At 68.3% G+C, this 26,031-nt stretch carries 17 protein-coding genes and 1 pseudogene; 3 read left to right on the forward strand and 15 right to left on the reverse strand.

Annotated features, from left to right (window positions below):
* Positions 1-259 precede the first annotated feature (259 nt).
* The 5 genes and pseudogenes from FRAAL_RS35140 to FRAAL_RS20395 all read right to left on the reverse strand — a co-directional run.
* Positions 260-424 (reverse strand): annotated as a pseudogene (locus FRAAL_RS35140) (DUF6444 domain-containing protein); the annotation flags it as partial.
* 618 nt (positions 425-1,042) lie between these two features.
* Positions 1,043-1,486, reverse strand: a complete 444-nt coding sequence (locus FRAAL_RS20380) for a hypothetical protein (RefSeq protein WP_157892163.1) — start codon at positions 1,484-1,486, stop codon at positions 1,043-1,045.
* Between the two features lie 22 nt (positions 1,487-1,508).
* Positions 1,509-2,042: a hypothetical protein gene (locus FRAAL_RS20385; protein ID WP_011605785.1), complete on the reverse strand. Its 534-nt coding sequence runs from the start codon at positions 2,040-2,042 to the stop codon at positions 1,509-1,511.
* 691 nt (positions 2,043-2,733) lie between these two features.
* On the reverse strand, positions 2,734-4,851 hold the full coding sequence (locus FRAAL_RS20390) for a serine/threonine-protein kinase (protein WP_050997196.1): 2,118 nt from the start codon (positions 4,849-4,851) through the stop codon (positions 2,734-2,736).
* A gap of 261 nt (positions 4,852-5,112) precedes the next feature.
* The gene (locus FRAAL_RS20395; RefSeq protein ID WP_011605788.1) at positions 5,113-5,484 is read right to left on the reverse strand and encodes a hypothetical protein; all 372 of its coding nucleotides are present in this window, start codon (positions 5,482-5,484) and stop codon (positions 5,113-5,115) included.
* Positions 5,485-6,631: 1,147 nt separating this feature from the next.
* On the opposite strand from FRAAL_RS20395, the gene FRAAL_RS20400 reads away from it, so the two are divergent.
* Positions 6,632-7,888 (forward strand): baeRF2 domain-containing protein, encoded by a 1,257-nt coding sequence (locus tag FRAAL_RS20400; protein ID WP_041939552.1) that lies wholly within the window; start codon positions 6,632-6,634, stop codon positions 7,886-7,888.
* Positions 7,889-7,977: 89 nt separating this feature from the next.
* On the opposite strand, the gene FRAAL_RS20405 is transcribed toward FRAAL_RS20400, so the two are convergent.
* The 3 genes from FRAAL_RS20405 to FRAAL_RS20415 form a co-directional block, all read right to left on the reverse strand.
* Positions 7,978-10,305 carry a CoA transferase gene (locus FRAAL_RS20405; protein WP_041939553.1) on the reverse strand — a complete coding sequence of 776 codons (2,328 nt, stop codon included), beginning with the start codon at positions 10,303-10,305 and terminating at the stop codon, positions 7,978-7,980.
* Between the two features lie 671 nt (positions 10,306-10,976).
* Positions 10,977-11,144 (reverse strand): hypothetical protein, encoded by a 168-nt coding sequence (locus FRAAL_RS35145; RefSeq protein WP_011605794.1) that lies wholly within the window; start codon positions 11,142-11,144, stop codon positions 10,977-10,979.
* 829 nt (positions 11,145-11,973) lie between these two features.
* A complete protein-coding gene (locus FRAAL_RS20415; protein ID WP_011605796.1) occupies positions 11,974-12,726 on the reverse strand; it encodes a GntR family transcriptional regulator in 753 nt (250 codons plus the stop codon).
* Positions 12,727-13,148: 422 nt separating this feature from the next.
* Here FRAAL_RS20415 and trpB point away from each other — a divergent pair, with 422 nt between their 5' ends.
* Both trpB and trpA read left to right on the forward strand, forming a co-directional pair.
* Positions 13,149-14,420, forward strand: coding sequence for a tryptophan synthase subunit beta (gene trpB, locus FRAAL_RS20420; protein WP_157892164.1), 1,272 nt, complete (start codon positions 13,149-13,151; stop codon positions 14,418-14,420).
* Positions 14,417-15,274 (forward strand): tryptophan synthase subunit alpha, encoded by an 858-nt coding sequence (gene trpA, locus FRAAL_RS20425; RefSeq protein WP_197537218.1) that lies wholly within the window; start codon positions 14,417-14,419, stop codon positions 15,272-15,274. The genes trpB and trpA overlap by 4 nt, the downstream gene beginning before the upstream one ends.
* Positions 15,275-15,380: 106 nt before the next feature.
* On the opposite strand, the gene carB is transcribed toward trpA, so the two are convergent.
* The 7 genes from carB to FRAAL_RS20460 form a co-directional block, all read right to left on the reverse strand.
* Positions 15,381-18,686, reverse strand: coding sequence for a carbamoyl-phosphate synthase large subunit (gene carB / locus FRAAL_RS20430; RefSeq protein WP_011605799.1), 3,306 nt, complete (start codon positions 18,684-18,686; stop codon positions 15,381-15,383).
* Positions 18,679-19,830, reverse strand: a complete 1,152-nt coding sequence (locus FRAAL_RS20435; RefSeq protein ID WP_011605800.1) for a carbamoyl phosphate synthase small subunit — start codon at positions 19,828-19,830, stop codon at positions 18,679-18,681. The genes carB and FRAAL_RS20435 overlap by 8 nt, the downstream gene beginning before the upstream one ends.
* Positions 19,827-21,092 carry an ATP-grasp domain-containing protein gene (locus FRAAL_RS20440; RefSeq protein WP_011605801.1) on the reverse strand — a complete coding sequence of 422 codons (1,266 nt, stop codon included), beginning with the start codon at positions 21,090-21,092 and terminating at the stop codon, positions 19,827-19,829. The genes FRAAL_RS20435 and FRAAL_RS20440 overlap by 4 nt, the downstream gene beginning before the upstream one ends.
* Positions 21,089-21,379 carry a hypothetical protein gene (locus FRAAL_RS20445; protein ID WP_041939555.1) on the reverse strand — a complete coding sequence of 97 codons (291 nt, stop codon included), beginning with the start codon at positions 21,377-21,379 and terminating at the stop codon, positions 21,089-21,091. Before FRAAL_RS20445 ends, FRAAL_RS20440 begins: the two co-directional genes overlap by 4 nt.
* Before the next feature lie 160 nt (positions 21,380-21,539).
* Entirely contained in the window at positions 21,540-22,793 is a 1,254-nt protein-coding gene (locus tag FRAAL_RS20450) for an ATP-grasp domain-containing protein (protein ID WP_011605803.1), read from the reverse strand.
* A gap of 117 nt (positions 22,794-22,910) precedes the next feature.
* The gene (locus FRAAL_RS20455; protein ID WP_011605804.1) at positions 22,911-23,864 is read right to left on the reverse strand and encodes a TauD/TfdA family dioxygenase; all 954 of its coding nucleotides are present in this window, start codon (positions 23,862-23,864) and stop codon (positions 22,911-22,913) included.
* Positions 23,865-24,152: 288 nt separating this feature from the next.
* Complete coding sequence (locus FRAAL_RS20460) at positions 24,153-26,000, reverse strand: carbamoyltransferase family protein (RefSeq protein WP_011605806.1); 1,848 nt, start codon at positions 25,998-26,000, stop codon at positions 24,153-24,155.
* Positions 26,001-26,031 lie beyond the last annotated feature (31 nt).

Raw genomic sequence — 26,031 nt, forward strand, 5'->3', positions numbered from 1 at the left:
CCGGGCACCGCAGCCGGCGCACTCCCGCTCGAGCAGGGCGGTGTTCGGTGACCGTCCGGCCCGCCGGGAGCACCACGTCGACGACCTGGCGGCGCTCGAGACCGGTCACCGGCGCGAGCAGCAACGCGTCCCCGCACCGCCGGCAGCACTCCGGCTCGTGCAGCACCGTCCGATCCGGATCCGCGACCAGCACGAGCGTCGAGCCAGGATGACCGGGCTGGCCACCCGGCGACCGGGCGCTCTTCTCCCGGCGCGACTTCGGCGCCGGCTTGGCCAGCCCCTCGCTGCTCGGAGGCTTCGAAGAGTTCCTCGAGTTCTTCCCGAGCCGCGCCTTCAGCTCCGAGATCTCCGCCGTCGCCTGCGCGAGGGCCTCCACCGCGTCCGCCGCCTGCCGGCGTGCCTCGGCCACTTCCTGACGCAGCATGCCGATCAACGCCACGAGCTCGTCATACGACGGCGCAGGCTGATCGGCGGATGACACGCGATCAACCTACAGGGCGGTCACTCACCGCGAACATCCCGCCCGCCACAGCGGATGCCGCCCACACGACCCGACCTGCGACAACGCTAAACGAATGAGATACCTGACCAGTAATCGGTTCCTATTGTGGTGCGTTAGGTCCACAAGCTGGCCCGCCGTGGTCGCTGGACCTTGTCCAGCTTCCCGGTGGGCCGCGATGTTTTCGGGGGGGGCGACCCTCCGGTCCCCCCGTCCGGCCGGCGTAGGTCTGGCTTGGTGATGGTCGGTGCGGTGGTGTCAGGCGAGCCAGGGGTTGGAGTCCCCTCAGCTATCTCGGCGTGTCGCTGCTTTCTGGGCTCGAACCGAGATCCTCACTTGTCAGCGGCTCACGTCTCGGCGTGGGTGGCGGGGCTGGAGCGGGCGTGACCTGCGCCGTGAGGCACAGGGCAGCGTGATCGCTGAGGCCGCGCGGTGGCGGGGGACATGGACGTAGTCGCAGCCTGTCAGCTGGAGCCGGCCGAAGGTGAAGAAGGTGACGCTGCTGGCCGACAGCGCCTGAGGCGCATCCCATGTCTTCCGACCTCAGGGCCATCGTCCGACCGCGGCGAGCACACCCGATCCGACCGGCTGCATCGGACCGAGGCCGACCACGTCGACACCGTCCGGATCGCTATCCGACGAACCGACCGCGGGTGGATCGGCTACAGGCGGATCGCCTTCGGGCGGATCAGCCGTCGGAGCTTGCTCTTCCAGTATCCGGTGGGCCTCGGCGCGGAGCTGCACGACCAGACTCCGGGCCCTCTTCGACCCGACCCGCAGCCGCTTCCGTAGCTCGTCCGCCGAGATCGGCCGGCGATGCTCCTCCCAGTAACAGGCATCCTCGCGGCGCGCCCGGTCAAGAAGCGCACCGTCCACCACGGCCGCTGCGCGTCGGCCGGACTTACGCTGCGCTGGCACAGCCGACGACGCCACACCGGCGCCATGAACGCCGTCCTGCTGCTCCGCCAGGACCTGAACGGGTGCCACCCGCCCACCAGCCACTTCCGGCTCAGACCGCGAAACCGGGACGACCGCGAAACCGGGACGACCGCGAAACCGGGACGTGGACGTTCGCGCGGACGCCATCGGACTCGTTCGTCTGACCCGCGCCACCCGCCGAGATCGACTGCTTGACCGATGGCGTGGAGCCTGCCTGGCCGGCCTCGTGCATGGCCTGAAGCAGACCGGGGCCGACATGGGCCCAGCCGATCAGCAGCCAGCACCCCACACTGTCGAAAGCGGCCTTGCCGCACTCCCCCGCGATCATCGGCTCGGACACGTTCAACGCCAACGTCACCACGCTCGCGAACACCAGCAACCTCCCTGCCGGCCGCAGTTGCCCAGGATCGGCATCGTGCGCGGCCAGGAACCGGATACCCAGAAGCAGCCCGGCCACGGACAGATCGACCGCCGGAGCAACCAACGGCGCCACATAGACGGGCACGCCGAGCCGTAGCGCGAGCAGCCACACATTGCCGAACGCGAACAGGAAACTCAAAGCGACAACCACAACCATGATCGCCGTGACCAGCCGGACGGTCACCGCCCGCGCCTCCGCCGGCCCTCCCCCGCCGGCCGTCAGAGCTTCCCGCCTGCACCACCGACACCAGCAGGATCACCGCCGAGATCCTCACGGCGACGGCGACCCATCTGGATCTCCGCCCGAGCAGTCACAATCGGTTCAGATCGCTTACCGGACCATGAGGATGTCGAACGAACCTCACCCGGGGTACACAGAGTGTAGCCACCGAGTCACACCAGCATCCGAATCGGAGATGATCGCCCACGCCGCCCACCGCAGGGAGTCGACCCGTAACCCTCGGCCGAGCTTAAGGTTCAGCTCTACCAGCTCTCGAATATAAGATCTTCGTTCGGTTGTGCGGGTTCAGACGGCTGCGCTCAGACTCGATCCGACTGCTAGCCCGGGGGCGCGTCGACATGGTGGGCGGGAAGCTGTCTGTCGAGGACCCGCGGATAGACCGGAGCGCCCGACGGGTCGTCACGTCAAGCCGGTCGGCCGATACAGGCAGACCCCGGCCGACGACTTTCACCGACGTCTCCTCTTTGAACCACCTGCCCCGGCGAGTGCCTACACGGCCGGGCAGCGTCGTCGAGCAGCAGGGTGAGCCACCGCGCCCTTGAGTGAGCAGCGTCGCCGACGTCCAGACCACGTGCGCAAAAAGCTCCCCAAGGTCGCAGTAGGAACCGCACCAATCGGTTCGTGCATCGTGTAATCAGCGGGCAATTGTGTTGATCCGGCCCGCGGGGTCGATTTTCCGAATTCGCTTGTTTCCCTCGTCCGCTATATAGACGCTACCGTCACTGCCGACCGCTATTGCGGAGGGTTGATTCATTTGAGCGCGGGTGGCTGGACCGCCGTCGCCGGAGAACCCGCCAGTACCATTGCCCGCGAAAAGGGTAATCCGCCCGGAAGGGTCGACCTTCCGGACATCATTGGCGTCGTCAAGAATGTAGACACTGCTATCCGGACCGACCGCCACCTGAAGCGGATACATCATCTGGGCTTGGATGGCGAGGCCGCCATCGCCAGCGAATCCGAGGCTCCCGTTACCTGCGATAGTGCTGATCCGTCCCGCCTGGTCGACCTTCCGGATTCGGTTGTTGCCCTCGTCGGCGATGTAAACGCTGCCATCCGCGCCGACTGCCACCCCGCAGGCGTTCCCACAGTCCAGCTGGGCACGGGTGGCTGGACCGCCGTCACCGAAGAACCGACTGGGCGAGGGGCTGGTGCCGGCACCGGCGAAGGTGCTGATCAGCCCGGCCCGGTCGACCCGTCGGATCCGGTTGCTAGCTTCGTCGGCTAGATAGACAACACCGTCAGCACCGACCGCCAGCGCACCCACTCCAGACAGTGGAGAGTCGAGGGCTGGGCCGCCGTCGCCGGAGGACCCGGACTCGCCGAGGTCAACCGCCCTGCCGTTGCCAGCGATAGTGCTGATTCGTCCTGCCCCGTCGATTTTACGAATCCGGCTCTCATCGAGGTCCAGGTTGCTGTCGACCATGTAGACGCTGCTGTCAGCACCGACCGCAAGTGCCGCCACCCAGTTCACCTGAGCTCGATTCGCTGGGCCGCCGTCGCCGGAGAACCCGGCGGTGCCGGTACCAGCGAGGGTGCTCATGCGCCCGGCCCGGTCGACCTTCCAGACCCGATGTTCCTCGATGTCGGCGATGTACACACTTCCATCACCACCAACAGCCACTCCTGCCGGCCTGCTCAGCGGGCCCACCGCAACCGCCGCAGGTCCGGGTGCGGGTGTGGGTGTGGGTGTGTTGAACGTTCCACTACTGGTAGGGCTGGACCCGTTGTTCGATCGCAGGGCGACAAGCGTGCTGGTCGCCGCCAGTGCTGCAAGGGCAACCGCCACAACCCATCGGGGGCGGAAGCGAGTCCGGCCAACGGCCGGACTGCTGCGATGGCGAGACGCCATGCCAGATGGCGGCCTGATCGGTGCGGGCATGAGGTTCGCGGTAGAGCGGATGTCCGCGTCAAGACGCAACGGGATCCCGGCCCAGCCGGGTCCGTAGACGGTGGCGGCCGCGGCGGCCAGTTCCAGCGCGAAGGTACGAGCGTCGGGCTGGCGGTCGGCTGACTTCTTCGCCAGGGCTCGCAGGACCACGGCGGCGAGCGGAGCAGGAACATCGATCATCGGAGGAGGCGGGTCAGTAAGGTGCTGGCGCCACAGCCGGCTCACGGATTGCCTTGGATCGAAAGGCGGGGCGCCGGTAAGCAGCTGGTACATGACGACTCCAAGCGCATAGAGATCGGTAGCGGGGCCGAGCCGGCCGCCGTCGATCTGCTCGGGTGCCATGTACATAGGAGTGCCGGATCGGCTGCTGGCCGTGGCCCCGGAGCCTTCGAGCAATTTCGCGATGCCGAAGTCGGTGACCTTCGCGATGCCATCGGCGGTGAACAGGATGTTGTCGCCCTTGATGTCGCGATGCAGCACTCCAAAGCTGTGAGCATGCTCGAGTGCGGCGGCGACGGCCAGTCCCACCGCGCAGCCAGCCTGCGGCGTCATACCCGCACGTCTGCGGCTGAGAGTGCCACCGGCGAGCAGTTCCATCACGACCAGACACAGGCCCTCTGCTTCGACATAGTCGTACGCCTTGACCACATGGGGATGGTCGAAGCCGGCGAGCACCCGGGCCTCGGCGGCGAAGTCCAACGACCTCCCCTCAGGCCCTTCGGCCTGCATCACCTTGATCGCGACCGGACGACCCAGCCGTCGATGCTTCCCAGCCAGGACCAGGCCGAACGCCCCCGAGCCCAGCTCGGCGCCGAGGGCGTAGCCCGGCAACGCCTTCTGTACCCGCCTCCGGTCAATGATCATGTCCGGTGGGAGCGGACCCGCCGCCCCGCTCCTGAAGTCCGTGTCACAAGCGAGCAAGCCTAACCAAGCTGCCACGAACGGTTACAGAACCGTCGCATGCGGGACAGGTGGACCGGCCGTTACGCAGTATCGGTTGATCCATTTTCGTCCAGCCGCAGGACCTCCAGGGAGCTCGACGTGGCGAGCCGCTTCACGACCGCGGGGCGGTCTCCGGTAACGGTCTGGCCTGAAGGAGACCGGGGCCGACGTGGGCCCAGCCGATCAGCAGCCAGCACCGCACACCGTCAAAGGCGGCCTTGCCAACTCCCCCGCGATCATCGGATTGGACACGTCCAACGCCAAGGTCACCACGCTCGCGAACACCAGCAACCTCCGGGCCGGCCGCAACTGCCCAGGATCGGCACCGCGCATGGCCAGGAACCGGATACCCAGAAGCAGCCCGGCCACGGACAGGTCGACCGCCGGAGCGACCAACGGCGCCACATAGACAGGGACGCCAAGCCGTAGCGCGAGCAGCCACACGTCGCCGAACGCGAACAGGAAACTCGAGGCGACGACCACCACCATGATCGCCGTAACCAGGCGGACGGTCAGCGCCCGCGCCTCCGCCGACGGCCCTCCGCCGCCGGTCATCTGACCTTCCCGCCTGCACTACCGACACCGGCAGGATCACCGTCGAGATCCCCACGGCGACGGCGACCCATCTGGATCTCCGCCCGAGCAGTCACAATCAGTTCAGATCGCTTACCGGACCATGAGGATGTCGAACGAACCTCACCCGGGGTACACGCGATGTAGTCTCATGATCACAATTCGCTTCGGCTGAACGCAGACTTGCGCCCCCCTCTTCGCGAAGGTGGCCTCCACTCTCCGTTGAACTCAAGGCGCCGGCTCAGATACTCGATCGGATGAACCGCCATTCGGCCCTGTGGCTTCGCGCCCGATCCCCCCTCGACGCACCAAGCGCCCGGGGCCGGCTTGATCCGACGGCACCCGGCGGCCGACAGTGACCGCTGTGGTTAGCTTCGCTGGGGCCGCCGCGCTGATGCTGGTCGTCGACACCGGCACCACTGGCAGGGATCGCGGCTGCCTGACGTTCCGCCCGTAGAGACGACCGTCCGGGCGCCGCGGACCGGGGTCCGCGGCATCGGTCCTCCGTGATCCAGAGGCAAGGTGGTCGGCGAATTTCGGCAAGTCGCTCGATTCGTGTCGCCGAACCACGCCTTGGCGCCGACACCCGGCACCACGCCACCAGGTCCTCGGACGTGAAGGTCACCTGTGCGATCTTCGGGACGGGCATCCACTGCGCGGCCAGCAGGATCATCTGCGCCCGCCGCCACGGCACCACCGACCGGCTGCCGCGGCGCACGACGCTTGACAGGCGCGGGCCCTCCTCGTCGTCGATCGCCCGCACCTGCACCCGTTCGCCACCGGCCAGCCTCAACCACCCCGCCGGCCCACCAGCGAAACCCCCGGCGTGTCCTCACGACAGGTCCACGGTAGGGCCAACCTCCCCAATGGGGTACTAGCTTGTCGGCGGCTCCCAGGGCGGCGGGCCAGGGGTGGCCCGCGCGATCCGCGGGGCCGGCTGGGGCGACCGCGAGGCCAGCCGGACGGCCTAGCCGACCGGTCAGCGTGGCGGGCAGGTTTGGGCCCGCGCCCAAGGCGCACCACTTCAGGTAGGTGTCCGATGGGCCGCCCACGCGGGTGTCCTCGTCGAGGGGCTTGCCTGCGGCGTCGAATCGGTTCACCGCTGCTGTCACCTGCTGAGGAGCGCCTCATGGACACGAGCGAGCTGCGCAGCCTGTATGACTTCGATGGTCCGGTCGTGACCGTGTACGCCAGTACAGATCATGCCCGTGAGAACGCCGCCCGGCTCTACGACCTGCGGTGGACCGACATCCTCGCCGATCTCGAAGGCCAGGGAGTCGGTCCCGCCACCCGCGACGCGCTGCTCGCCGAGCGGGGCGACTCCCATTACCGTGACAGTGGGACGCGCGTGGTCGTGGCCGTCGGCGAGGGTGGATCCGCCCACGTCCCGTTTGCGCGATGGCTTCCTGGGCGGTCGGATGTCGACGTCGTCGCGGTCGGACCGCTGCCACACCTGCTGCCGCTGCTCGACTGGGCCGACGGTCGGATCCCACACGTGATCGCCCTGGTCGATCGGCGCGGGGTCGATGTGCTCGCCTACACCGACGGTCCCCTGCCGGCCGGCGGCGTCTCCCAGGACACGACCAGGCCGCCATGGCACAAGGCACACACCGGAGGCTGGGCCCAGCGACGCTATGAGAGCCGCGTCGAGGAGCATTGGAAGCACGGTGCGAAGGACGACGCCGATCGCATCGTCCGGGCCGCGCACGACATCGCCGCCGAGGTGGTGATCCTGGCCGGCGAGCCGAAGGAGCTCTCGCTGGTCCGCGAGAAGCTGCCGGTCGAGGTCGCGACCAGGGTCGTGGTCGTCGAGGGTAGCCGCGCCCGGGACGGGTCCGACGACCATCTGGCCGGTCGCGTCATGGACGTGCTCGCCGAGCAGCGGACCCGGCGGACGGCGAGCCTGCTGGCCGAGTTCGAGCAGTATCGCCGCCGCGCGACCTCGCTGGTCGGGGCGGCGAGTGGGACGGTTCCGAGATCCCTCGGATCAGTGTCCGCGGCGGGCGTCGGCCACCTGGAAGGGTCGGGTGTTACGGACAGGAGCGGTGGACCGCGATCCGGAGACCGGATCGCGTTGGATGCCGCTGACGGGCCGCGGGCCACGGTCGCTGCCCTGCGTCTGGCCCAGGTGAGCGACCTGCTGCTGGCCGAAGGGATCCCCGCCGGCGCGCCGGCCTGGATCGGGCCGGACCTCAGCGAGGTCGCGCTGGATCCCGCGGACCTGCCGGCGGTCGCCCACCCGATCCGGGCTGGGCGGGTGGATGCGCTCATCCGGGCCGCGTTGGGCACCGGAGCCGCCGTCCACAGCGTCCCGGCCGACGTGCCGGAATCACCGACCGAACGGGTCGGCGCGCTGCTGCGTTACACCCTTTCGACGCCCGGCTGAGGAACGACGCCCGGCTCTCGTCGACATCCGACCGTAAAGGGCATGCGGTCGCAGGCCGGACAGGGGCCGCTGTTCTGATCAGCGAGAGCTCAAGCACGCAAGCCGGGCGGTGGCACGGCCGTGGCGGCGCCGGCGGCGATCAGCTCGTCGATCGTTTCGCGGGCGATCCCGACTTCGGTGAGCACCTCGATCGTGTGCTCGCCGAGTACCGGCGGGGCCAGATGCAGCTGGGTCGTCAGGTCGCCCAGGTCCCACAGTGCGCCCGGCTGCTCGAAGCCGCCCCAGTCGTGGTGGCGGTAGCGGGCGATCAGTCCCGCGGCGTCGTTGTCGGCCGAGTCGAAGAACGCGTCGCGCTGGTCGAGCCGGACCTCCTCGGCCGCCACACCCGCCCCGGCGAGCAGATCGAGCACCTCACCGGCCGGGCGGACGGCGGCCGCCGCCGCGAGCTGCGCCGCACTCCCGCAACCGAGCGCCCGGCAGGCCGCCGCGACGTCGCTGTCAGCGGTCGCGGCCATCGCGACCCACCCCTGCGCGCAGGCCAGCAGGCGCCGGCCCGGTGTCGTGGTCAGCTGCGCCTGGTCGAGCATCGGCACCGGGGCGAGGGCGCCGTCTGGTTGCAGGTAGGTCTCGCTCGTGGTGAGCACCCCGGCACCCAGCAGGGACGCGGCGACCGAACTCGCCCGACCGGTCCGGTCCCGGGCCAGGACCGCCCACAGCGTCGCGGCCGCGGACGACAATGCGCACTGGTGGTCCATGAACCCGAAGCGGTGCCACATCGGCGGGTTGCCCTCGCCGCCGCCCATCTGCTCCCATCCCAGCGACGACTGGAACAACTGGTCGTAGCCGGGCCAGTTGGCGCGTGCGCCGTCCGGACCGTACGAGCTCGTGTGACAGAACACCACGTCCGGATTCACCGCACGGACGGCCTGCTCGTCCAGGCCGAGCCGGCGGGCGGCCGGGACGCGCAGGTTGTGGTGCACGACGTCGGCCCAGCGCAGCAGGGCTTCGACGGCCGGCCGGGCGGCCTCGGACTTGAGGTCGAGGGCCACGGCGCGCTTGCCGCGCTGGCAGCCGACAAACGGCCAGTCGCCCCAGCGGCCGGGTTCGCCGGCCACCGGTTCGACCTTCACGACGTCGGCGCCCAGGTCGGCGAACAGCATCGGCGCGAACGGCCCGGCCAGGAACGCGCCGAAGTCCAGCACCCGTAAACCCTGGAGCGGGAAACGCAGCGACTCGACCGGCCCGCCTGCCGCGGAGTCTGCGTCGCCGTGGCCGCGGTCGCGGTCGGTGGCCGTGCTGCGGGGCGTCCAGTGCCTGGCGGCCACGTCCTGGTGCTCACCGAGCCGGGGGGCCGGATTGCGGACGGTCGCAGGCGGGTCCAGGGTGACGGGATGGCCGGGCACGGTGATGCGGCCGGCCTCGGGGTCGTCGAGCTGGGTGACGTACCGGTTGACCTTCGCCTGCTCGTCGTCGAGGACCGCGCCGAGCGGCAGCACGGGCTGCGCCGGCCGGTCGTTGGACCACAGCTCGGCCAGCCACTCGGCCGCGGGCCGGCGGCGGAACGCCTCGACGTTGGCTCCCCAGTTCGGGAACGCTCTGGCCATGATCCCCCCGGCGTGGCGCCGGTTGGCCTCGGCGACCGCGTCGGCACCCATCTCGTCGAACACCCGCTTCGTCAACGGCAGGTCGTCGGGGCACGGCGGCATGACGTGGATCCATTCGCCGTCGGCGCACTCGAACAGTGGTGTCACCGCCCCGTCCTTGGGCATGCCCGCCGCGAGCAGGGCCGACGGCGCCTCAGCCCGGTGCCAGTGCATCATCATCGGAGCGAGCGCGCCCTGGACGAGGCTGGTATGCACCGGCCCGCCCCGGCCGGTCCGCCCCCGTGCCACCAGCCGGGCCGCGATCCCGGTCGCGCACAGCCACATGGCCCCCCAGCTGCCGAGCGGGAACCGGACGTGGACCGGCCCCGGCCGGTGCCCCTGCTGCTCGTCGAGGATGCCCAGTCGCGCCAGCGCCAGCAGGTCGTCAACCGGACGGTCCGCGTCGACGTGGTTGGCCGGCCACGCGAGCACCGACGAGACGACCAGCGCGGGGTAGCGGCTCCCGACGGTGGCGTCGTCGAGGCCGAGCCGGGCCGCCGTCGTGGGACCGTATGAGTGGACGAGCACGTCGGCGCCGCGCAGCAGCTCGTCGAGCCGTAATCGCCCCTCGGGGGAGTCGACGTCCAGCACCAGCGACTGCTTGGAACGGGCCCAGGTACGGAAGCCGGGCAGGGCCCGGTCGGGGTGGCCGCCGGGCGGCTCGACCAGGACGACCTCCGCGCCCGCCTCGGCCATCAGCATCGTCACCGTCGGCCCGGCGACACCGGTCGACAGGTCGACGACCCGGATTCCGTCAAGCAGTGCTTCGGGCATGCGGGCTCCCCTTTTCCTCGGGCTCTTCTCGGACGCGGGTGTCACAGCCAGCTGGTCAGACAGTCGAGCGCGTGGTCCCAGGACTGGTCGCGGATCGTCTCGTCGAACCAGTCGTTTCCCTCCTCGTCCACATCATGCGACCAGAACGCGTGGGTGACGCCAGGGTAGAGCTCGACCTGCCAGTCGACCTACCAGTCCTCGATCCGCCTGCGGAGCTCGGCCAGCAATCGTGGCGGCATGATCGGGTCCTGGTCTCCGTGGACGACCAGGGCGGGTGCGTGACTGTTCCAGATCAGGTCCATCGGGATCCGACGAACCGACCGCGGGTGGATCGGCGGCAAGCGGGTCGCTCTCGGGCGGATCAGTCGTCGGCACCACCACCTCGACGGTGCCCTGATCGAACCTGCGCTGCGGAGACACGGTCAACGACGGCGCGCCCTCGTCGCCGGCTCGCTGTTCCGCCGGGACTTCGGCGGGCGCGACGGGCACACCAGCCGACTCTGGCTCAGCATGCGAGACCGGGACGTGGACGGTCGTGCAGATGTCATCGGCCGCCTTCAACTGACCCGTGCCACCCGCCGAGATCGACTGCTCGACCGATGACGTGGAGCCTGCCTGGCCGGCCTCGTGCATGGCCTGAAGCAGGCCGGGGCCGACGTGGGCCCAGCCGATCAGCAGCCAGCACCGCACACTGTCAAAGGCGGCCCCGCCGACTCCCCCGCGATCATCGACTCGGACACGCCGAGCCGTAGCGCGAGCAGCCACACATTGCCGAACGCAAAAAGGAAACTCAAGCCGACGACCACGACCATGATCGCCGTGACCAGCCGGACAGTCACCGCCCGCGCCTCCGCCGGCCCTCCCCCGCCGGCCATCAGAGCTTCCCGCCTTCACCACCGGCACCACCGGCACCACCGGCAGGATCACCGTCGAAATCCCCACGGCGACCGCGACCCATCTGGATCGCCACCCGAGCGGTCACAACCAGTTCCGATCGCTTACCGGACCATGAGGATGTCGAACGAACCTCCCCCGGGTACGTACATGGTCCTCGCGCTGAAGTAGCTGCGTGGATGCTTCCTGTGATGTTGCAGCGCCGCCGCCGCCCGGGGCCCGTCGGTTCCAGGCCAACAGCGGCACCCCAGCCCGTTCCAGCGCCCGCTCGACGGAGAGGTTCCCGTACATCCGCCGGGCGATACGGGACATCGACTTGTAGATCACCACGTCGAACCGGGCGACGTCCGCACCGCGGCCCCGGACAGCCGGTTCCCCACGATCGGACTCGACATCGCGGCAATGCGCGGCGATCACCCAAGGACTCCGGCGACGCCGACGTGGCGTGGCGTGGTCTAGTTGCCGCATCAGCGACTGACGCGGATCCTGGTGCTCCTCCGTCGGGGTTCGGCCCGCGAAGGCCACCCTCACCTCACCACGGAGCAGGCTCAACGGCATCCCGAGCGACGAATCCGCAAGATCCGAAAGGCCACTCAGCCCAGGCTCCACCGGGTCGATGCCGGAACGCCGCGCCCGGCTCACGCCGCCCGCCCCGCCGTTCTCCCCGCCGTCGGGCCGGAGCCTCAGGCGACGTTCGCCTGTGCGACGACTGACCACGTCGCTTCCGCGAAGGAGGTAAGCACCTCACGCCTCATGCGGGCCGCCGAATCCGGGTCACGGGTTGGCCGCCCACAACAGTCGAATGTCGTGCTGCGTCCGACGCGCCATCACACGCAGCGCGTCGTTCAGAATCACGGCCCGATCGTAGACAATCGGCGTGCCGGCCGAGTCGAAGGTCGTGCGCTGGGCCACCATCGCCACTCCGCCGCCCGGAACTCCCGCCGCCCGTGCCGTGTTCCTGGGCATCGGCTTGGCCTGGAAGTCCTCCTCGGCCGTCGCGAGCAGCAGCGAGCACCGGCCGCGGAGGGACTGGTAGAGCGAGTGTTGACTGAAGTCGACGTCCCTGAGCTGTTCGGCCCAGGGCAGCGGCACCCACGACACCTGGTGGACGACGGGTCGCCGACCAATCTTACGAAGGCGCTCGAGGCGCAGGGCGCGTTCCCCGTACTCCCGGGACAGTGCCAGCGCCGCTGGCCTGGTCATCGGCCGGAATCCGTCGGTCAGCACCTGCGTGGTCAGGTCGACGCCCTGCACCCGCATGTCGGCGGCGAGGCTGTTCAGGGAGCGCAGATCGAGAACGGCCGGCCCGGGCGTGACGAAGGTGCCCCTTCCCCGCGCCTGGACGATCAGACCGTCCTTCTCCAGGCTGTGCAGCGCCTGGCGAAGGGTCATGAGGGTGACGCTGTAGTGGCGGCTCAGTGATGCCTGGGAGGGGAGTGCCTGGCCCGCGGTGAACTCCTTCCGCTGGATGCGGTCGAGCAGGTCGCTCTTGATCTCCAGGTATCTCGGTACTCGCGAGCCGGGCAAGTCGGGGCCCCTTCCGTCTGATGGCAATGCTGCAGCCTGCCAGCTTCCACGAGACCGTTGCGGGCGCACCATCGTGCATAGGGCAAACACCAGTGGCTTCGGGTGGATACGTGTGGTTCGAGGAGGATCGCGGTCCACTGTCCCCGGGCCCGCAGGCACGAATACGCCTGCCGTCGCCGTCGGACACCTGCGCTTCCGGCGGACGGACCACCGAGCAGATCACAGACGAGATGCTTCGGCGGGAGTCGAGCTCTCGACCCCGCAAGAGTTCTAGATGTGTTGACGCGCAGGCTGCTACGATCGCGATCAGCAGTCGAAGAGTTCTAGAAGACTTTGGATCATTGGCCTGCGGCAACCCCGGCCGGCGAGGCCTGGTCCTGTGGCGGCGCGGCGCCTGGCCGCGCCAGACGGGCGGAGGTGCCATGACGCCGGCGCTAGGAACCGGACGCACGATTCACGAGTCCGCCGCACGAGTCGGCGGTCTGAGCAGGCTCGCGGACCGTGAAGCCACGATCATTCTCGGCGCCGAGTCGGCGATGTCCGACCCGGGAGTCTCCGGACGCTTCGGCGAGTTCGGCGGGCGATACGTGCCGGAGGCACTCGTCTCGGCATGCGAGGACCTCGAAGCCGCCTACCGTGACGCTCGCTCGGACCCGAGTTTCACGCAGCAGTTGGATCATCTGCTGTCCGTGTACGCGGGCCGCCCGACGCCCGTCACGCCCGCGAACCGGCTGTCCGAGGAGCTCGGCGTGCACCTGCTGCTGAAGCGCGAGGATCTGGCCCACACCGGGTCCCACAAGATCAACAACGTCCTGGGGCAGGGACTCCTCGCCCAACGGATGGGGAAGAAGCGACTGCTCGCCGAGACCGGCGCGGGGCAGCACGGCGTCGCGACGGCCACCATCGGCGCCCTTCTCGGCTTGGACGTGGTCGTCTACATGGGCGAGGCGGACATCCAGCGCCAGGCATTGAACGTCTTTCGCATGGAGCTGCTCGGCGCCACGGTGGTGCCGGTGACAAGCGGCACGCGGACGCTCAAGGACGCCTGTAGCGAGGCGCTGCGGCAGTGGGTCACGCAGGTCGACGAGGCCCACTACTGCATCGGATCCACCATGGGCCCTCATCCCTACCCGTGGATGGTGCGCGAGTTCCAGCGAGTGATCGGAACCGAGGCGCGGGCGCAGTGCGCCGGACTCCTCCGCCAGGGCGTGCCCGACGTCGTGACCGCCTGTGTCGGCGGTGGGTCGAACGCCGCGGGGACGTTCGCCGGGTTCGTCGACACGCCGGCCAGGCTGGTCGGCGTGGAGGCAGCCGGAGGCGCCGCGATGACCGACGGCCTGCCCGGTATTCTCCACGGCTTCTACTCGAACATCCTCCAGGACGAGGACGGCCAGGTCCGGGAGGCTCACTCCATCTCGGCGGGGCTGGACTATCCGGGAATCGGACCCGAACATGCCGGGCTCGGCACCTCGGGCCGCGCCGAATATGTGACGGCGAACGATGAGGAGGTCGTCTCCGCGGTGGTCCGGCTGGCCAGGGCCGAGGGCATCCTGCCCGCACTCGAGTCCGCCCATGCTCTCGCGTGGATCATTCGGGCCGCCGAGTCCGGCGAGATCCCGTATGGATCGACGGTCCTGATGACCCTGTCCGGACGGGGCGACAAGGACGCCGAACAACTGAGGAGGCTCGTGTGACCACCCCCCACCCTGCCGGGTTCGGCACCGTCGAGCGCGCCATGCAAGCGCGGCGGGACGTGGGCGGCAAGTGCCTCGTACCGTACGTCACCGCGGGGATCACGGAAAGTTGGCTCGACTACGTGGCCGCCGCTCAGGACGGTGGCGCGGACGCGGTCGAGATCGGGTTGCCGTTCTCGGACCCCATGCTGGACGGCCCCATCATCCAGGCAGCCTCGTCACGGGCACTGGTTCGAGGCAGCACCGTCGGGGGGCTGCTCGACGAGCTGGCCGGCTTCCGCGCCGAGGTCCCGCTGATCGTCATGACCTACAGCAACATTGCCCGGCGGCACGGATACGACGATTTCTGCCACCGGCTGGCGGAGGCGGGCCTGGCCGGACTGATCGTCGCGGACACCCCGGTCGACGAGGTCCGCCCTCTTGTCGACTCCGCCACGAGCGCCGGGCTCGAGCTGACGATGCTGGTCGCACCGTCGACCAGCCCGGACCGCGTTCGGCAGATCGGGGCGACCAGCCGGGGCTTCGTGTATGTGGTCAGCATCATGGGAGTCACCGGCGTGCGCGACACCGTATCGGACTCGATCGTCGGGACGGTGCAGGGTGTCCGAGACGCCACCATGATGCCCGTACTGGTGGGTTTCGGCGTCTCGACCCCCGAACAGGCGGCCACGGTCGCAAGCGTGGCAGACGGTGTTGTCGTGGCGTCGGCCCTCATGCGTTCGATTCTCGACGGCGCCCCCGCGGGCGGGATTCGACGCGAGGTCGACGCCCTGCGCGTCGCCGTCGACTCCGCAGCCGCAGTCCGACCGACCGACATCGCGCCGGGGAGGAGGGCCCCGACGGGGAACCGATGATCCCCGCCGTGGGTTCGGCATGCCGGCCCGCCTGCGCACAGGCCGGATCCCGGCGGTCAGGCACTTCTCGCGACGACCCTTCCTCCGCCGCCCGTGGCGGAACCCCTCACCGTGCCGCGTCCAGCTGCTGTCCGTATTCCTGAAGCGAACGCACATCAATGTCACCGTGAGCGATGGCACCAATGCCCTGGACGGCCGCGGTCAGCGCCTGCATGGTAGTCAGGCACGGCACCCCCCGGGCAGCGGCGACGGCGCGAATACCGTGGCCGTCGCGCCGCCCTTCGGCGCCGGACGGCGTGTTGATGATGAGGTCGACCTCGCCCTTCTGTATCAGCGTCAGAATGGTGGGTTCGCCGTCCGGCCCCGGGCCTTCGCTCTGTTTGCGGACCACCCGCGCCTCGATCCCGTGACGCCGCAGGATCTCCGCGGTGCCGGAGGTGGCCAGCAGCTCGAAACCGTGGGCGATCAGTTCACGTGCGGGAAAGATCAACGCTCGTTTGTCGCGGGCGGAGACCGAGACGAAGGCGCGCCCCTTGACGGGCAGCGCCCCGTAGGCACCGGCCTGCGACTTGGCGTAGGCGGTGCCGAAGGCCGTGTCGATGCCCATGACTTCGCCGGTGGAGCGCATCTCGGGGCCGAGGACGGTGTCGACGCCGCGGCCTTGCGGATCACGGAACCGATGCCAGGGCAGCACCGCCTCCTTCACCGAGATCGGCGTGTCCAGCGGCAGCGTGCCGCCGTCGCCGGAGGGCGGCAACAGGCCCTCCACGCGCAGTGCGGCGATGGTCGTGCCCAGCGAGATCCTGGCAGCGGCCTTGGCCAGCGGAACCGCGGTCGCCTTGGATGTGAACGGTACGGTTCGCGACGCGCGCGGGTTGGCCTCCAGCACATAAAGGATGTCCCCAGCCAGCGCGAACTGGATGTTGATCAGGCCGCGTACGCCGACTCCGAGCGCGATGGCCTCGGTGAAGGCCCGCAGCCGCTTGATGTCATGCTCACCCAAAGTGATCGGCGGCAGCACACACGCCGAGTCGCCGGAGTGGATGCCGGCCTCCTCGATATGTTCCATCACACCGCCGAGATACAGCTCACGGCCGTCATAGAGCGCGTCCACGTCGATCTCGATCGCGTCGTCCAGGAACCGGTCGACCAGCACTGGACGGTTCAGGCCGATCTCGGTGGACTCGGCGATGTACGAGGCCATGCGTGTCTCGTCGTCTATGACCTCCATGCCGCGTCCACCGAGCACGTAGGAGGGGCGGACGAGAACGGGGTAGCCGATCTCGTCGGCGATGGCCTTGGCACCGGGAAACGATGTGGCGGTGCCGTGCTTGGGCGCGGGCAGGCCCGCTTCGGCGAGCACTTGGCCGAAGGCACCGCGGTCCTCGGCGAGGTGGATGGCCTCGGGTTGGGTACCGACGATGGGCACGCCGTTGTCCTTGAGTGCCTGGGCGAGGCCCAGCGGGGTCTGGCCACCGAGCTGCACGATGACGCCGGCGACCGGGCCGGCCTGCGTCTCGGCGTGCACGATCTCCAGAACGTCCTCCAGAGTCAGCGGCTCGAAGTAGAGCCGGTCGGAGGTGTCGTAGTCGGTGGACACGGTTTCCGGGTTGCAGTTCACCATCACGGTCTCGTAGCCGGCGTCGTGCAGCGCGAAGGAAGCGTGCACGCAGGAGTAGTCGAACTCGATGCCCTGACCGATGCGGTTGGGGCCGGAACCCAGGATGATCACAGCGGGATTCTCGCGCGCCGCTACCTCGGACTCCTCGTCATAGCAGGAGTAGAAGTACGGGGTACTGGCGGCGAATTCGGCGGCGCAGGTGTCGACGGTCTTGTAAACGGGGCGGAGGTCGAGCGCGTGCCTGGCCTCGCGGACGATCTCCTCGCGCAGACCCCGGATGCCGGCGATCTGGACGTCGGAGAAGCCGTGCCGCTTGACACCGGCGAGCAGGTCCGGGTCGAGCCGGTCGGCCTCGGCCAGCTCGTCCGCGTATTCCTTGATCAGGAAAAGCTGATCCACGAACCAGGGGTCGATCTTCGTGACATCGAAGATCTCCTGAGAGTCGGCCCCCGCGCGGATGGCCGCCATGACAGTGTTGATCCGGCCATCGGTGGGCACCGCGGCCCTGGCGAGCAGGTCGTCCTTGTCGCCGGGCGCGGTGACGAAGTCGAACTGCGAGCCTTCCTTCTCCAGCGACCGCAGCGCCTTGTTCAACGCCTCGGCGAAGTTGCGGCCGATGGCCATGGCTTCGCCGACCGACTTCATGGCAGTGGTGAGAGTGGCGTCAGCGGCCGGGAACTTCTCGAAGGCGAAACGCGGCACCTTCACCACGACGTAGTCGAGGGTGGGTTCGAAGGATGCCAGGGTCTGCTTGGTGATGTCGTTGGGGATCTCGTCCAGAGTGTAACCGACGGCGAGCCTCGCAGCGATCTTGGCGATCGGGAAGCCGGTGGCCTTGGATGCGAGCGCGGAGGATCGCGATCCCCGGGGGTTCATCTCGATTACGATAACTCGGCCGTCATCCGGGTTGACAGCGAACTGGATGTTGCAGCCGCCGGTATCCACCCCGACCTCGCGCATCACAGCAATGCCGATGTCGCGAAGGATCTGGTATTCGCGGTCGGTCAGCGTCATCGCGGGCGCCACCGTGATGGAGTCACCAGTGTGCACGCCCAGCGGATCGACGTTCTCGATGGAGCAGACCACCACGACGTTGTCGTTCCTGTCACGCATCAGCTCCAGCTCGTACTCCTTCCAGCCCAGGATGGACTCCTCCAGCAGTACCTCGCTGGTCGGCGACAGAGTGAGACCCTGCCCGGCGATACGACGCAGTTCCTCCTCGTCGTGGGCAAAACCGGAGCCGGCACCACCCATGGTGAAGGAGGGGCGGACCACGACCGGGTAACCGCCGAGCGTGTCGACGCCGACGAGCACGTCGTCCATGGAGTGGCAGAGAACCGAGCAGGCCGATTCACCGTGCCCGATCTTCCGCCGGACGGCCTCGACAACGGCCTTGAACCGCTCGCGATTCTCGCCCTTGTGAATGGCCTCGACGTTGGCGCCGATCAGTTCGACGCCGTACTTCACGAGTATGCCGCTCTCGTGCAGGGCGATCGCGGTGTTGAGCGCGGTCTGGCCACCGAGGGTGGGCAGCAGCGCGTCGGGCCGCTCCCGGGCAATGATCCTGCCGACGAACTCCGGGGTGATCGGCTCGACGTAGGTGGCATCGGCGATCTCCGGATCGGTCATGATCGTGGCCGGGTTGGAGTTGACCAGGATGACCCGCAGACCCTCGGACTTCAGCACGCGGCACGCCTGGGTGCCGGAGTAGTCGAACTCGGCTGCCTGGCCGATGACGATCGGGCCGGAGCCGATGACCAGAACGGACTGGATATCGGTGCGTCTAGGCACGCTGGCTCTCCATGAGGGAGACGAAGCGGTCGAAAAGATGCACGGCGTCGTGCGGACCCGCGGCCGCCTCGGGGTGGTACTGGACGCTGAACGCCGGCCGGTCGAGCAGCCGCAGGCCCTCGACCACATCGTCGTTGAGGCAGACGTGGCTGACCTCGACGCGACCGTACGGTGTGCCGCTCACCGCGTCGAGAGGGGCTTCGACGGCGAAGCCGTGGTTGTGCGCGGTGATCTCGATCTTGCCGGTGGAACGGTCCTGGACCGGCTGATTGATGCCACGATGGCCGTATTTGAGCTTGTACGTACTGAAGCCAAGCGCTCTGCCGAGGAGTTGGTTACCGAGGCAGATGCCGAACAGCGGGGTGCCACGTTCGAGGACGGCCCGGATGACGGTGAGATCGGCCGTGCCGGGATCTCCTGGACCGTTGGGCAGAAACACCCCGTCGGGGACGACCGTGTAGACGTCCTCGACCGTGGCATCGGCCGGCAGCACATGCACCTCGATGCCGCGCTCGGCCATGCGGTGCGAGGTCGTTCCCTTGATACCGAGGTCGATCGCGGCGACCGTGAACCGCCTGGTGCCGACGGCGGGGACGACATACGGCTGCGTGGTGGTGACCTGACCGACCAGGTCGGCGCCGGTCATCTCGGGTGCCCGGCGGACCTCGGCGAGCAGGGTGCCCGCATCGATCGGGCTCTCGGTAGAGCCACCGGCGAGCGCGGAGCCGGAGAAGATGCCCACCCGCATCACGCCGCGTTCACGCAGGTGTCGGGTGAGCGCGCGGGTGTCAATGCCACTGATACCGACGACGCCCTGGGCGGCCAGTTCGTCGTCGAGGGAGCGCCGCGCGCGCCAGTTGGACGAGACGCGGGCAGGGTCACGTACGACGTAGCCCGCCACCCAGATGCGGGACGACTCGGCGTCGTCGTCGTTGACTCCGGTGTTTCCGACGTGCGGAGCAGTCATGACGACGACCTGGCGGTGGTACGAGGGGTCGGTCAGCGTCTCCTGATAGCCGGTCATGCCGGTGGAGAACACCGCCTCCCCGAAGGTCTTTCCCACCGCGCCGTAGGCTCGGCCGCGAAAGGTGCGGCCGTCCTCCAGTACGAGGAAGGCGGGCGTGGCGGCCGGCCGGGTGATCATCGGTTCGATCCGCGCACTGTGCGTCCTCCTCCGACCAGGAACGGCATGTCAGGCTCGCACTCCAGGCGGAACCGGGCGGCGGTGGCGGCGACGGCCTTCTCCACGTCGCTGCTGGAGTCGCCACGGAACCGGAACCGGGCGCCGACGTGCTCATATCCGCCCACGCGCGGGATCACCTGGCCGACCGTGGGGATCACGGACGCGTACGGACCTTCACCAGAGCCCAGCGGCCCGGGAAGATCCCAGGAGATCACGCGGCAGGGCGCCGGGACCGGGGACGGCACCAGCAGCCAGCCACCCGTACGCCAACGGGACGGCACGGGAAGTTCCGGGCGACGACCGAGCTGGATATCCGCGGCGGCGCGCATCAGGTCGACGCCGTGCACCTCTCGCCAGACGAAGGGGATCTCCGCCCCTCCGACTCGACAGCCCGCCTCCAGAAACCGGATCACCGGCGACCTCTCGGGGGACGTGCCGACGAACGCCTCCAGATGGAAGACCCAGGGCTGCGAGCTCAGCGCACCCGCGAGCCTGGCCGTGAACTCGCCCAGTGGCCCCAGAAGTTCGGGATCGTCGACCTCGACCGAGCCAAGCGTGTGGCCCTCGGCGAAGTCCACGCAGGTGCTGACATACCGGGAGGCCCGCCAGGGGCCGAGCCGGTCGCCGGTCCACAGGCCATCGATGTGGAAGATCTCGTCGGCGCAGAACTGCTGCACCAGGCGCGGCTCCGGTGGCGCTCGGTGCAGCAGCGGCAGATCGGCTGCAGAGTCGAGGCGTACGACGCCCCGACTGGCTGTCCCCCGGCGGGGCTTGACGATGACGGGCCAGCCGTGGGTGTCGGCGAACTCCCGGACCGCCGTCTCGTCGGGCGCGTCCGCGAAGGCGGGGGCGGGTATTCCCGCGGCTTCGGCGACCTGGTTCATGACGAGCTTGTCGCGGAAACGAGCGAGCTGGCCAGGCGTCTGGCCCGCGCAGCCGAGCCATTCGCGGACGAGTGCGGCGGTGTCCAGATCACCTTCGTTGAGTGCCACCACGCGCCGAGGAGCCCCGAACCGGGCACTTAGTCCGGTCACCGCCTGCCGTACTGCGTCGAGGTCGTCGGTGGCCGGGACCACCCGGGTAGCCGCCGCACTGCTGGGGACGGAGGACATGCCCAGCTCTGTGGTCACGTAGCTGACCCGGTGCGTGCCGTGGTCGAGGTAGTCCTCGTAGTGGGCGTGCTGATCGCGCCAGCGGTGCAGGACGATGATGTGTCCGCTCATACCCGCTCCGTCCCGGGCATCGACATGTCATGGATCCGGCCAACCGCGAAGGTTGCCGACACCACCGCGGCGCGGGCTGAGCTGAGCGCGCCGCGGGCGGCGTCGAGATTTCCTCCCGGTAGCTGTGCCACGATGTCCGTCGCGCAGTCGATCAGGTGGAGCGCGGCCCGGGTGAGCGGCTGCTCGCAGGTGTACTGCTCCTCCACCAGCCGCCGGACGGAGTTCAGCCGGGTGACGGGGTCCTGCGCCAGATCGTCCGTCGGGGCAGCAGAAGCGATCGTATTCACGGGCGATTCCATCCCAGGGGTCGGAGTGGACTGAGGGCGCCCCGCCTAACCGGACGCCCGTGGGCAGGGAGAAACGGCGGCTGAGACCGGGGCCTCGGACTCAGCCGCCCGGCACGGCCAGAGCGAAACAGAGGAGTGGGAACCTCGAGAGGGCCGGCCGTCAGCTCGTCTCGATGCGGATCCTGGCGTTCGCGGCCTCGCACTTGGCCACGGCATCGTTCGCGTCGCGGCCGGAGGCGATGACATATCCGGAGACGCAGTCGGCTACCGTCAGCAACGGCGGTACCGTCTCGCCCACGTTCTTACCGATCACTACCGCCACCTCGGCGTTCGTGAACTCGTCCAGGTAGGGCAGGAAGACGTACGGCACCTCGCCCTGAGGGACCCGGCGAATCTCGTCGGCCACGTCGTCGGGCACCTGGATGGCAGTGATCGTGCCCGGCTCCGGGGTGAGAAACCGGACCGCGGCGCCACCCAGCGGCTCGGGCGAAATCGCCGGCAACTCGTCGATGCCCAGCGGTACGGTGAGGAACATCCGGTTCAGGTTCAGTCCGAATGCGCGACGTACCAGCTCGGGCGCACCGCTGCCAGCCAGCCGCGCGTGCGATTCGAGTACGCGCGGCCCCTTGCTCGTGAGCACGAACTCGCTGTGCGAGGGACCTTCGGTTAGGCCCACGGCGTCAAGCAGTTTCGGGGTAAGCGCGCGGAGTTCGGCGAGCTGGGGAACGGCGTAGCGGCTGGGGGTGCTTACCTCCCACTCGACGTACTTGTCGTTCATGCGGTATTCGGAGTACCCGATGACGAGGTGCCGTCCCGCGTGCGAGAAGGAGTCCACGCTGACGACGGGACCGTGCAGATATTCCTCGGCGATGGCCGCGGAGATGCCCGCATCCTGTAGCGCCTGCCAGGCATGCTCCGCGTCCCGCGAACCGCTCACCGGATGAATGTGCAGGCTCGCCACACCGTCCACCGGCTTGACGATGATCTGGTCACCAAGCTCGGCCTGGAACTCGGCGACCTCGGCAGCGCTGTGCACGATGCGATACCGCACCGGGCTCAGCCCGTGCTTGTCCAGCAGTTCCCGGGTCAACGCCTTGTCCTTGAGCGCGCGGGCTGTGGCCTCAGTGACGCCGGGCAGACCAAGCGAGTCCACGACGAACCCGGTGGACTCGGCGGCCGGCTCGGTGGTGGTCAGAACGCGGTCGAAGGGGCGCTCCTCATGCAGCGCCCTCAGTACGTCGAGGATGGCTTGGCCATCGGCGATGGGTGCGTGCACGATCCGCTCGCAGTGTTCTGCGATGCTCACGTCGTAGGCGCCCTCCTCGTGGACGAGGACCACGTCGACTCCAAGCTCCACGGCACCCGCGATCGGCGCCGGCCGGCCGCCGATGACTGCCACCCGGTACTTGCCCATAAGAATCCCTTCGATGGTTTTCGCGATGTGGTGTGACGGCGGTCCTACTCCGGTCCTTGACCGGATCCTGACCGCGGAGATGTCCCGCCGGACAGATGCGGCGCAGGCTGTGCCATGTCAGGCCGCGTAGCAGCGGCGCAGCCAGCGGGCAGTCGCATCCGGCGCCGGCGTGAAGGACTTGCGACGGTGAAGCACCCGATGATTGTCGAAGATCATGAAGTCACCGGTACCGAGGACGAATGCAACCGACGGCATCGCGCCCAGAGCCGCGGACCACCGCGTCAGCGTCTCGCGTGCGGCATCCGTGCGGCCGACCGTCGTCCCGCGGTCGTAGCGAACACGGTAGCGGCCGTCCGGGCCGACCTCCAGGACAGGGGTGTTCATCAGCGGCCCGGTGGCGTCCCTGTCGTTGGAATAGGGCACGCCGACCTCGAACTCCGCGGCCATCAGGCCGAGTCGGGTCTTCTCGTCGAGACCTGCCACGACGTCATCGAGCGCCGCGACCTCGGTGGGGACTTGCTCCTGGTTACGTATGGCAAAGAAGGTCAGATAGGGCGGAGTGTACAGGCGCGGGTCGGAGCCGATCGGGCCGAACTGCTGCTGAGGATTATCCGAATGCCAGAAAAACTCCGAGTCGGAACCCCAGGAGCTGGTTGTCCCAACAGCCGCCGGATTGGGTACCACATTGCGGATGAGATGCCCGCTGTTCTCATAGCCGACGGCAAATGGAATGCGACCGAGGATGCGTATGAGTCCCAGGTGGATCGCATTGGTCATGGCGAGCCCAACCTCGTCCCCGAATCCGCTTACCGGAGTCAAGGGAAAATCCTGGGCAGGGAGATTGGACAGGACAAGCGCGTGCCCGCCTTCCGTGGTAAACGTCTGGATCCCACGGAGGACGTCATCGGGAAGGTGGCGCCGCAATGGATACGAGCCGATGTCGGCGAGAATTGTGGCATCGAAGTCCGAGTCCAGTCTGGTCTCCGAGACGCGTTCCGAAATCTCTTTTTTCAGCAGGTCCCGGACGCTGTCCTCCAGAGAGTACCGGGCGAACTGGAGCCGGCTGGCCATAGACGTCTCCCATCATTCGGCTACATGTCGCCGTGTGCCACTCGGCGAGCCCGCGGTGGAACCACACGGATCCAGTAGGTGTCCGCATTCCGTTTCCAGCGACGTGACAGGGGGTCCGCTGCGACCCGACTCAACAAGCCGATGGGTGTCACAAAGAGGTAATAGAAGGGCAGCAGCAGAAAGGAAAGCATGAAAATTCCGTTCTCGAACAGATAAGGACGGATTTAACGCACTCGGGACGAGCGTGCGCAGCGCACGGGCGAGGCAAGGTCGCCGAGCCGGCAGAACTCAGTCCAGCGGGATTTCCTCGCGCCAGTCGGACTCCTCCGACCAGGCCGGCTGAGCACTCTTCATCAGCAAGAAGTTTCCCAGTGCCAGCACATCGATGTCCGTGCGCATGAAGCAGGTGTAGGCCTCGTGCGGGGTGTTCACGATGGGCTCTCCACGTACATTGAAGGACGTGTTGATCAGGACCGGACAGCCCGTACGGTCCTTGAAGGCTGTCAGCAACCTGTGAAAGGCCGGATTGTTGTGCTGCGCGACCGTCTGCACGCGCGCCGAACTGTCGACGTGCGTGACAGCGGGGATAGTGGATCGCTGCACTTTCAGTAGTTCCAGTCCGAATGTGTCTTCGTCCTGGACCTCCAGCCTCTGCGAAGCCGCGATCCGAGAGACCACAAGCATGTACGGGCTTTCCTGCGGCAGGTCGAAGTAGTCCTTGGCGTCGGCTGCCAGCACGGCCGGCGCGAACGGGCGAAACGACTCCCTGAACTTAATCTTTAGGTTCATTGCGGACTGCATGGCCGGGTTGCGCGGGTCGCCGACGATGGACCTGGCGCCCAGCGCCCGCGGCCCGAACTCCATGCGCCCCTGGAACCAGCCGACAATCTTCCCATCCGCCAACTCGTCCGCTACCGCCCTGGCCAGCGTGTCGCTGCCCAACCGTTGGTGCGGGATGCCGTTGGCCTCCAGGTACGCGAAAATCTGCTCGTCCTCGTACGCGGGGCCCAGCAGGGAGCCGTTCATCACGTCGCGCCCCGTGCGCGGGTGGTCGCGCCGCACCCCACGCTCCATGGCGACAGCCTGGGCCGCACCGAGAGCGCCCCCGGCGTCACCCGCGGCCGGCTGGATCCACACTTCATCGAAGATCCCGGCGTCAACGATCCTGCCGTTGGCCACACAGTTGAGCGCGACGCCGCCGGCCATGCACAGGTGGGCCTCGCCGGTACGCTCACGCGCTGTCCTGGCCAGGCGGAGCACTACCTCCTCGGTGACCGCTTGAATGGAAGCCGCCAGATCGAACTCTCGTTCGGTGAGCTGACCTTCGGGAGTGCGTCGCGGTCCACCGAAGAGCTTCTCGAAGCCCCGCCCGGTCATCACCTGACCGCGCAGATATTCGAAGTGGCGCATGTCAAGGCGGAAGGAGCCATCGGGCTTGACGTCAATGAGCCGCTCACGGATGACGTCCGCGTAGCGCGGCTTGCCGTACGGCGCAAGGCCCATCAGCTTGTACTCGCCCGAGTCGACCTTGAAACCGCAGAAGTAGGTGAACGCCGAGTACAAAAGCCCCAGAGAATGCGGGAAGCGCAGCTCCGCAACGGGTCGCAACTCGGTGTCGCGACCGTGCCACAGCGTCGTCGTAGCCCATTCACCGACGCCGTCGATGCACAACACTGCCGCGGATTCATAGGGACTGGGAAAGAAGGCCGAAACGGCATGTGACTCATGGTGGCGGCGCACGGAAAGCTCCGGCACCTTGCCCCGTCCCAGTGCCGCGAGCTCGCCGCGCACTGTGTCCGCGGTGTGCAGCCTGCCCCCGCGCATGATCCATGCAGGCAGGGTCTCCCGAAAGGAAGCGAAGCCCATGGGCGCGGCGCCCGCGAAGGTGGACAGTACCCGGCGGAACTTCAGCCGTGGGTCCTCGTAATAGGCGACCACGGAGATGTCGTCCAAGCTCACGCCCTGCTCGTCCAGGCAGTACTCGACGGCGCGCGAGGGGAACGACGAGTCGTGACGATTTCTACTGAAGCGTTCCTCCTGAGCCGCCGCGACCGCCACACCGTCGGCTACCAGCGCGGCCGCGCTGTCGTGGTAAAAGGCCGAGATTCCGAGAACCAGGTCAGACACCGCTGTCATTCCTCCGCCCGAACAGGGCCACGCCCGCGCG

The organism is Frankia alni ACN14a, assembly GCF_000058485.1.
In the GTDB taxonomy this organism is placed as follows: domain Bacteria; phylum Actinomycetota; class Actinomycetes; order Frankiales; family Frankiaceae; genus Frankia; species Frankia alni.

Excerpts from the sequence above, each read along its gene's own strand:
- FRAAL_RS20390 (WP_050997196.1), bottom strand. The coding sequence starts at position 4,851 with ATGATCATTGACCGGAGGCGGGTACAGAAGGCGTTGCCGGGCTACGCC.
- FRAAL_RS20395 (WP_011605788.1), bottom strand. The coding sequence starts at position 5,484 with ATGACCGGCGGCGGAGGGCCGTCGGCGGAGGCGCGGGCGCTGACCGTC.
- FRAAL_RS20400 (WP_041939552.1), top strand. The coding sequence starts at position 6,632 with ATGGACACGAGCGAGCTGCGCAGCCTGTATGACTTCGATGGTCCGGTC.
- FRAAL_RS20405 (WP_041939553.1), bottom strand. The coding sequence starts at position 10,305 with ATGCCCGAAGCACTGCTTGACGGAATCCGGGTCGTCGACCTGTCGACC.
- trpB (WP_157892164.1), top strand. The coding sequence starts at position 13,149 with ATGACGCCGGCGCTAGGAACCGGACGCACGATTCACGAGTCCGCCGCA.
- FRAAL_RS20435 (WP_011605800.1), bottom strand. The coding sequence starts at position 19,830 with ATGATCACCCGGCCGGCCGCCACGCCCGCCTTCCTCGTACTGGAGGAC.
- FRAAL_RS20440 (WP_011605801.1), bottom strand. The coding sequence starts at position 21,092 with ATGAGCGGACACATCATCGTCCTGCACCGCTGGCGCGATCAGCACGCC.
- FRAAL_RS20450 (WP_011605803.1), bottom strand. The coding sequence starts at position 22,793 with ATGGGCAAGTACCGGGTGGCAGTCATCGGCGGCCGGCCGGCGCCGATC.
- FRAAL_RS20455 (WP_011605804.1), bottom strand. The coding sequence starts at position 23,864 with ATGGCCAGCCGGCTCCAGTTCGCCCGGTACTCTCTGGAGGACAGCGTC.
- FRAAL_RS20460 (WP_011605806.1), bottom strand. The coding sequence starts at position 26,000 with ATGACAGCGGTGTCTGACCTGGTTCTCGGAATCTCGGCCTTTTACCAC.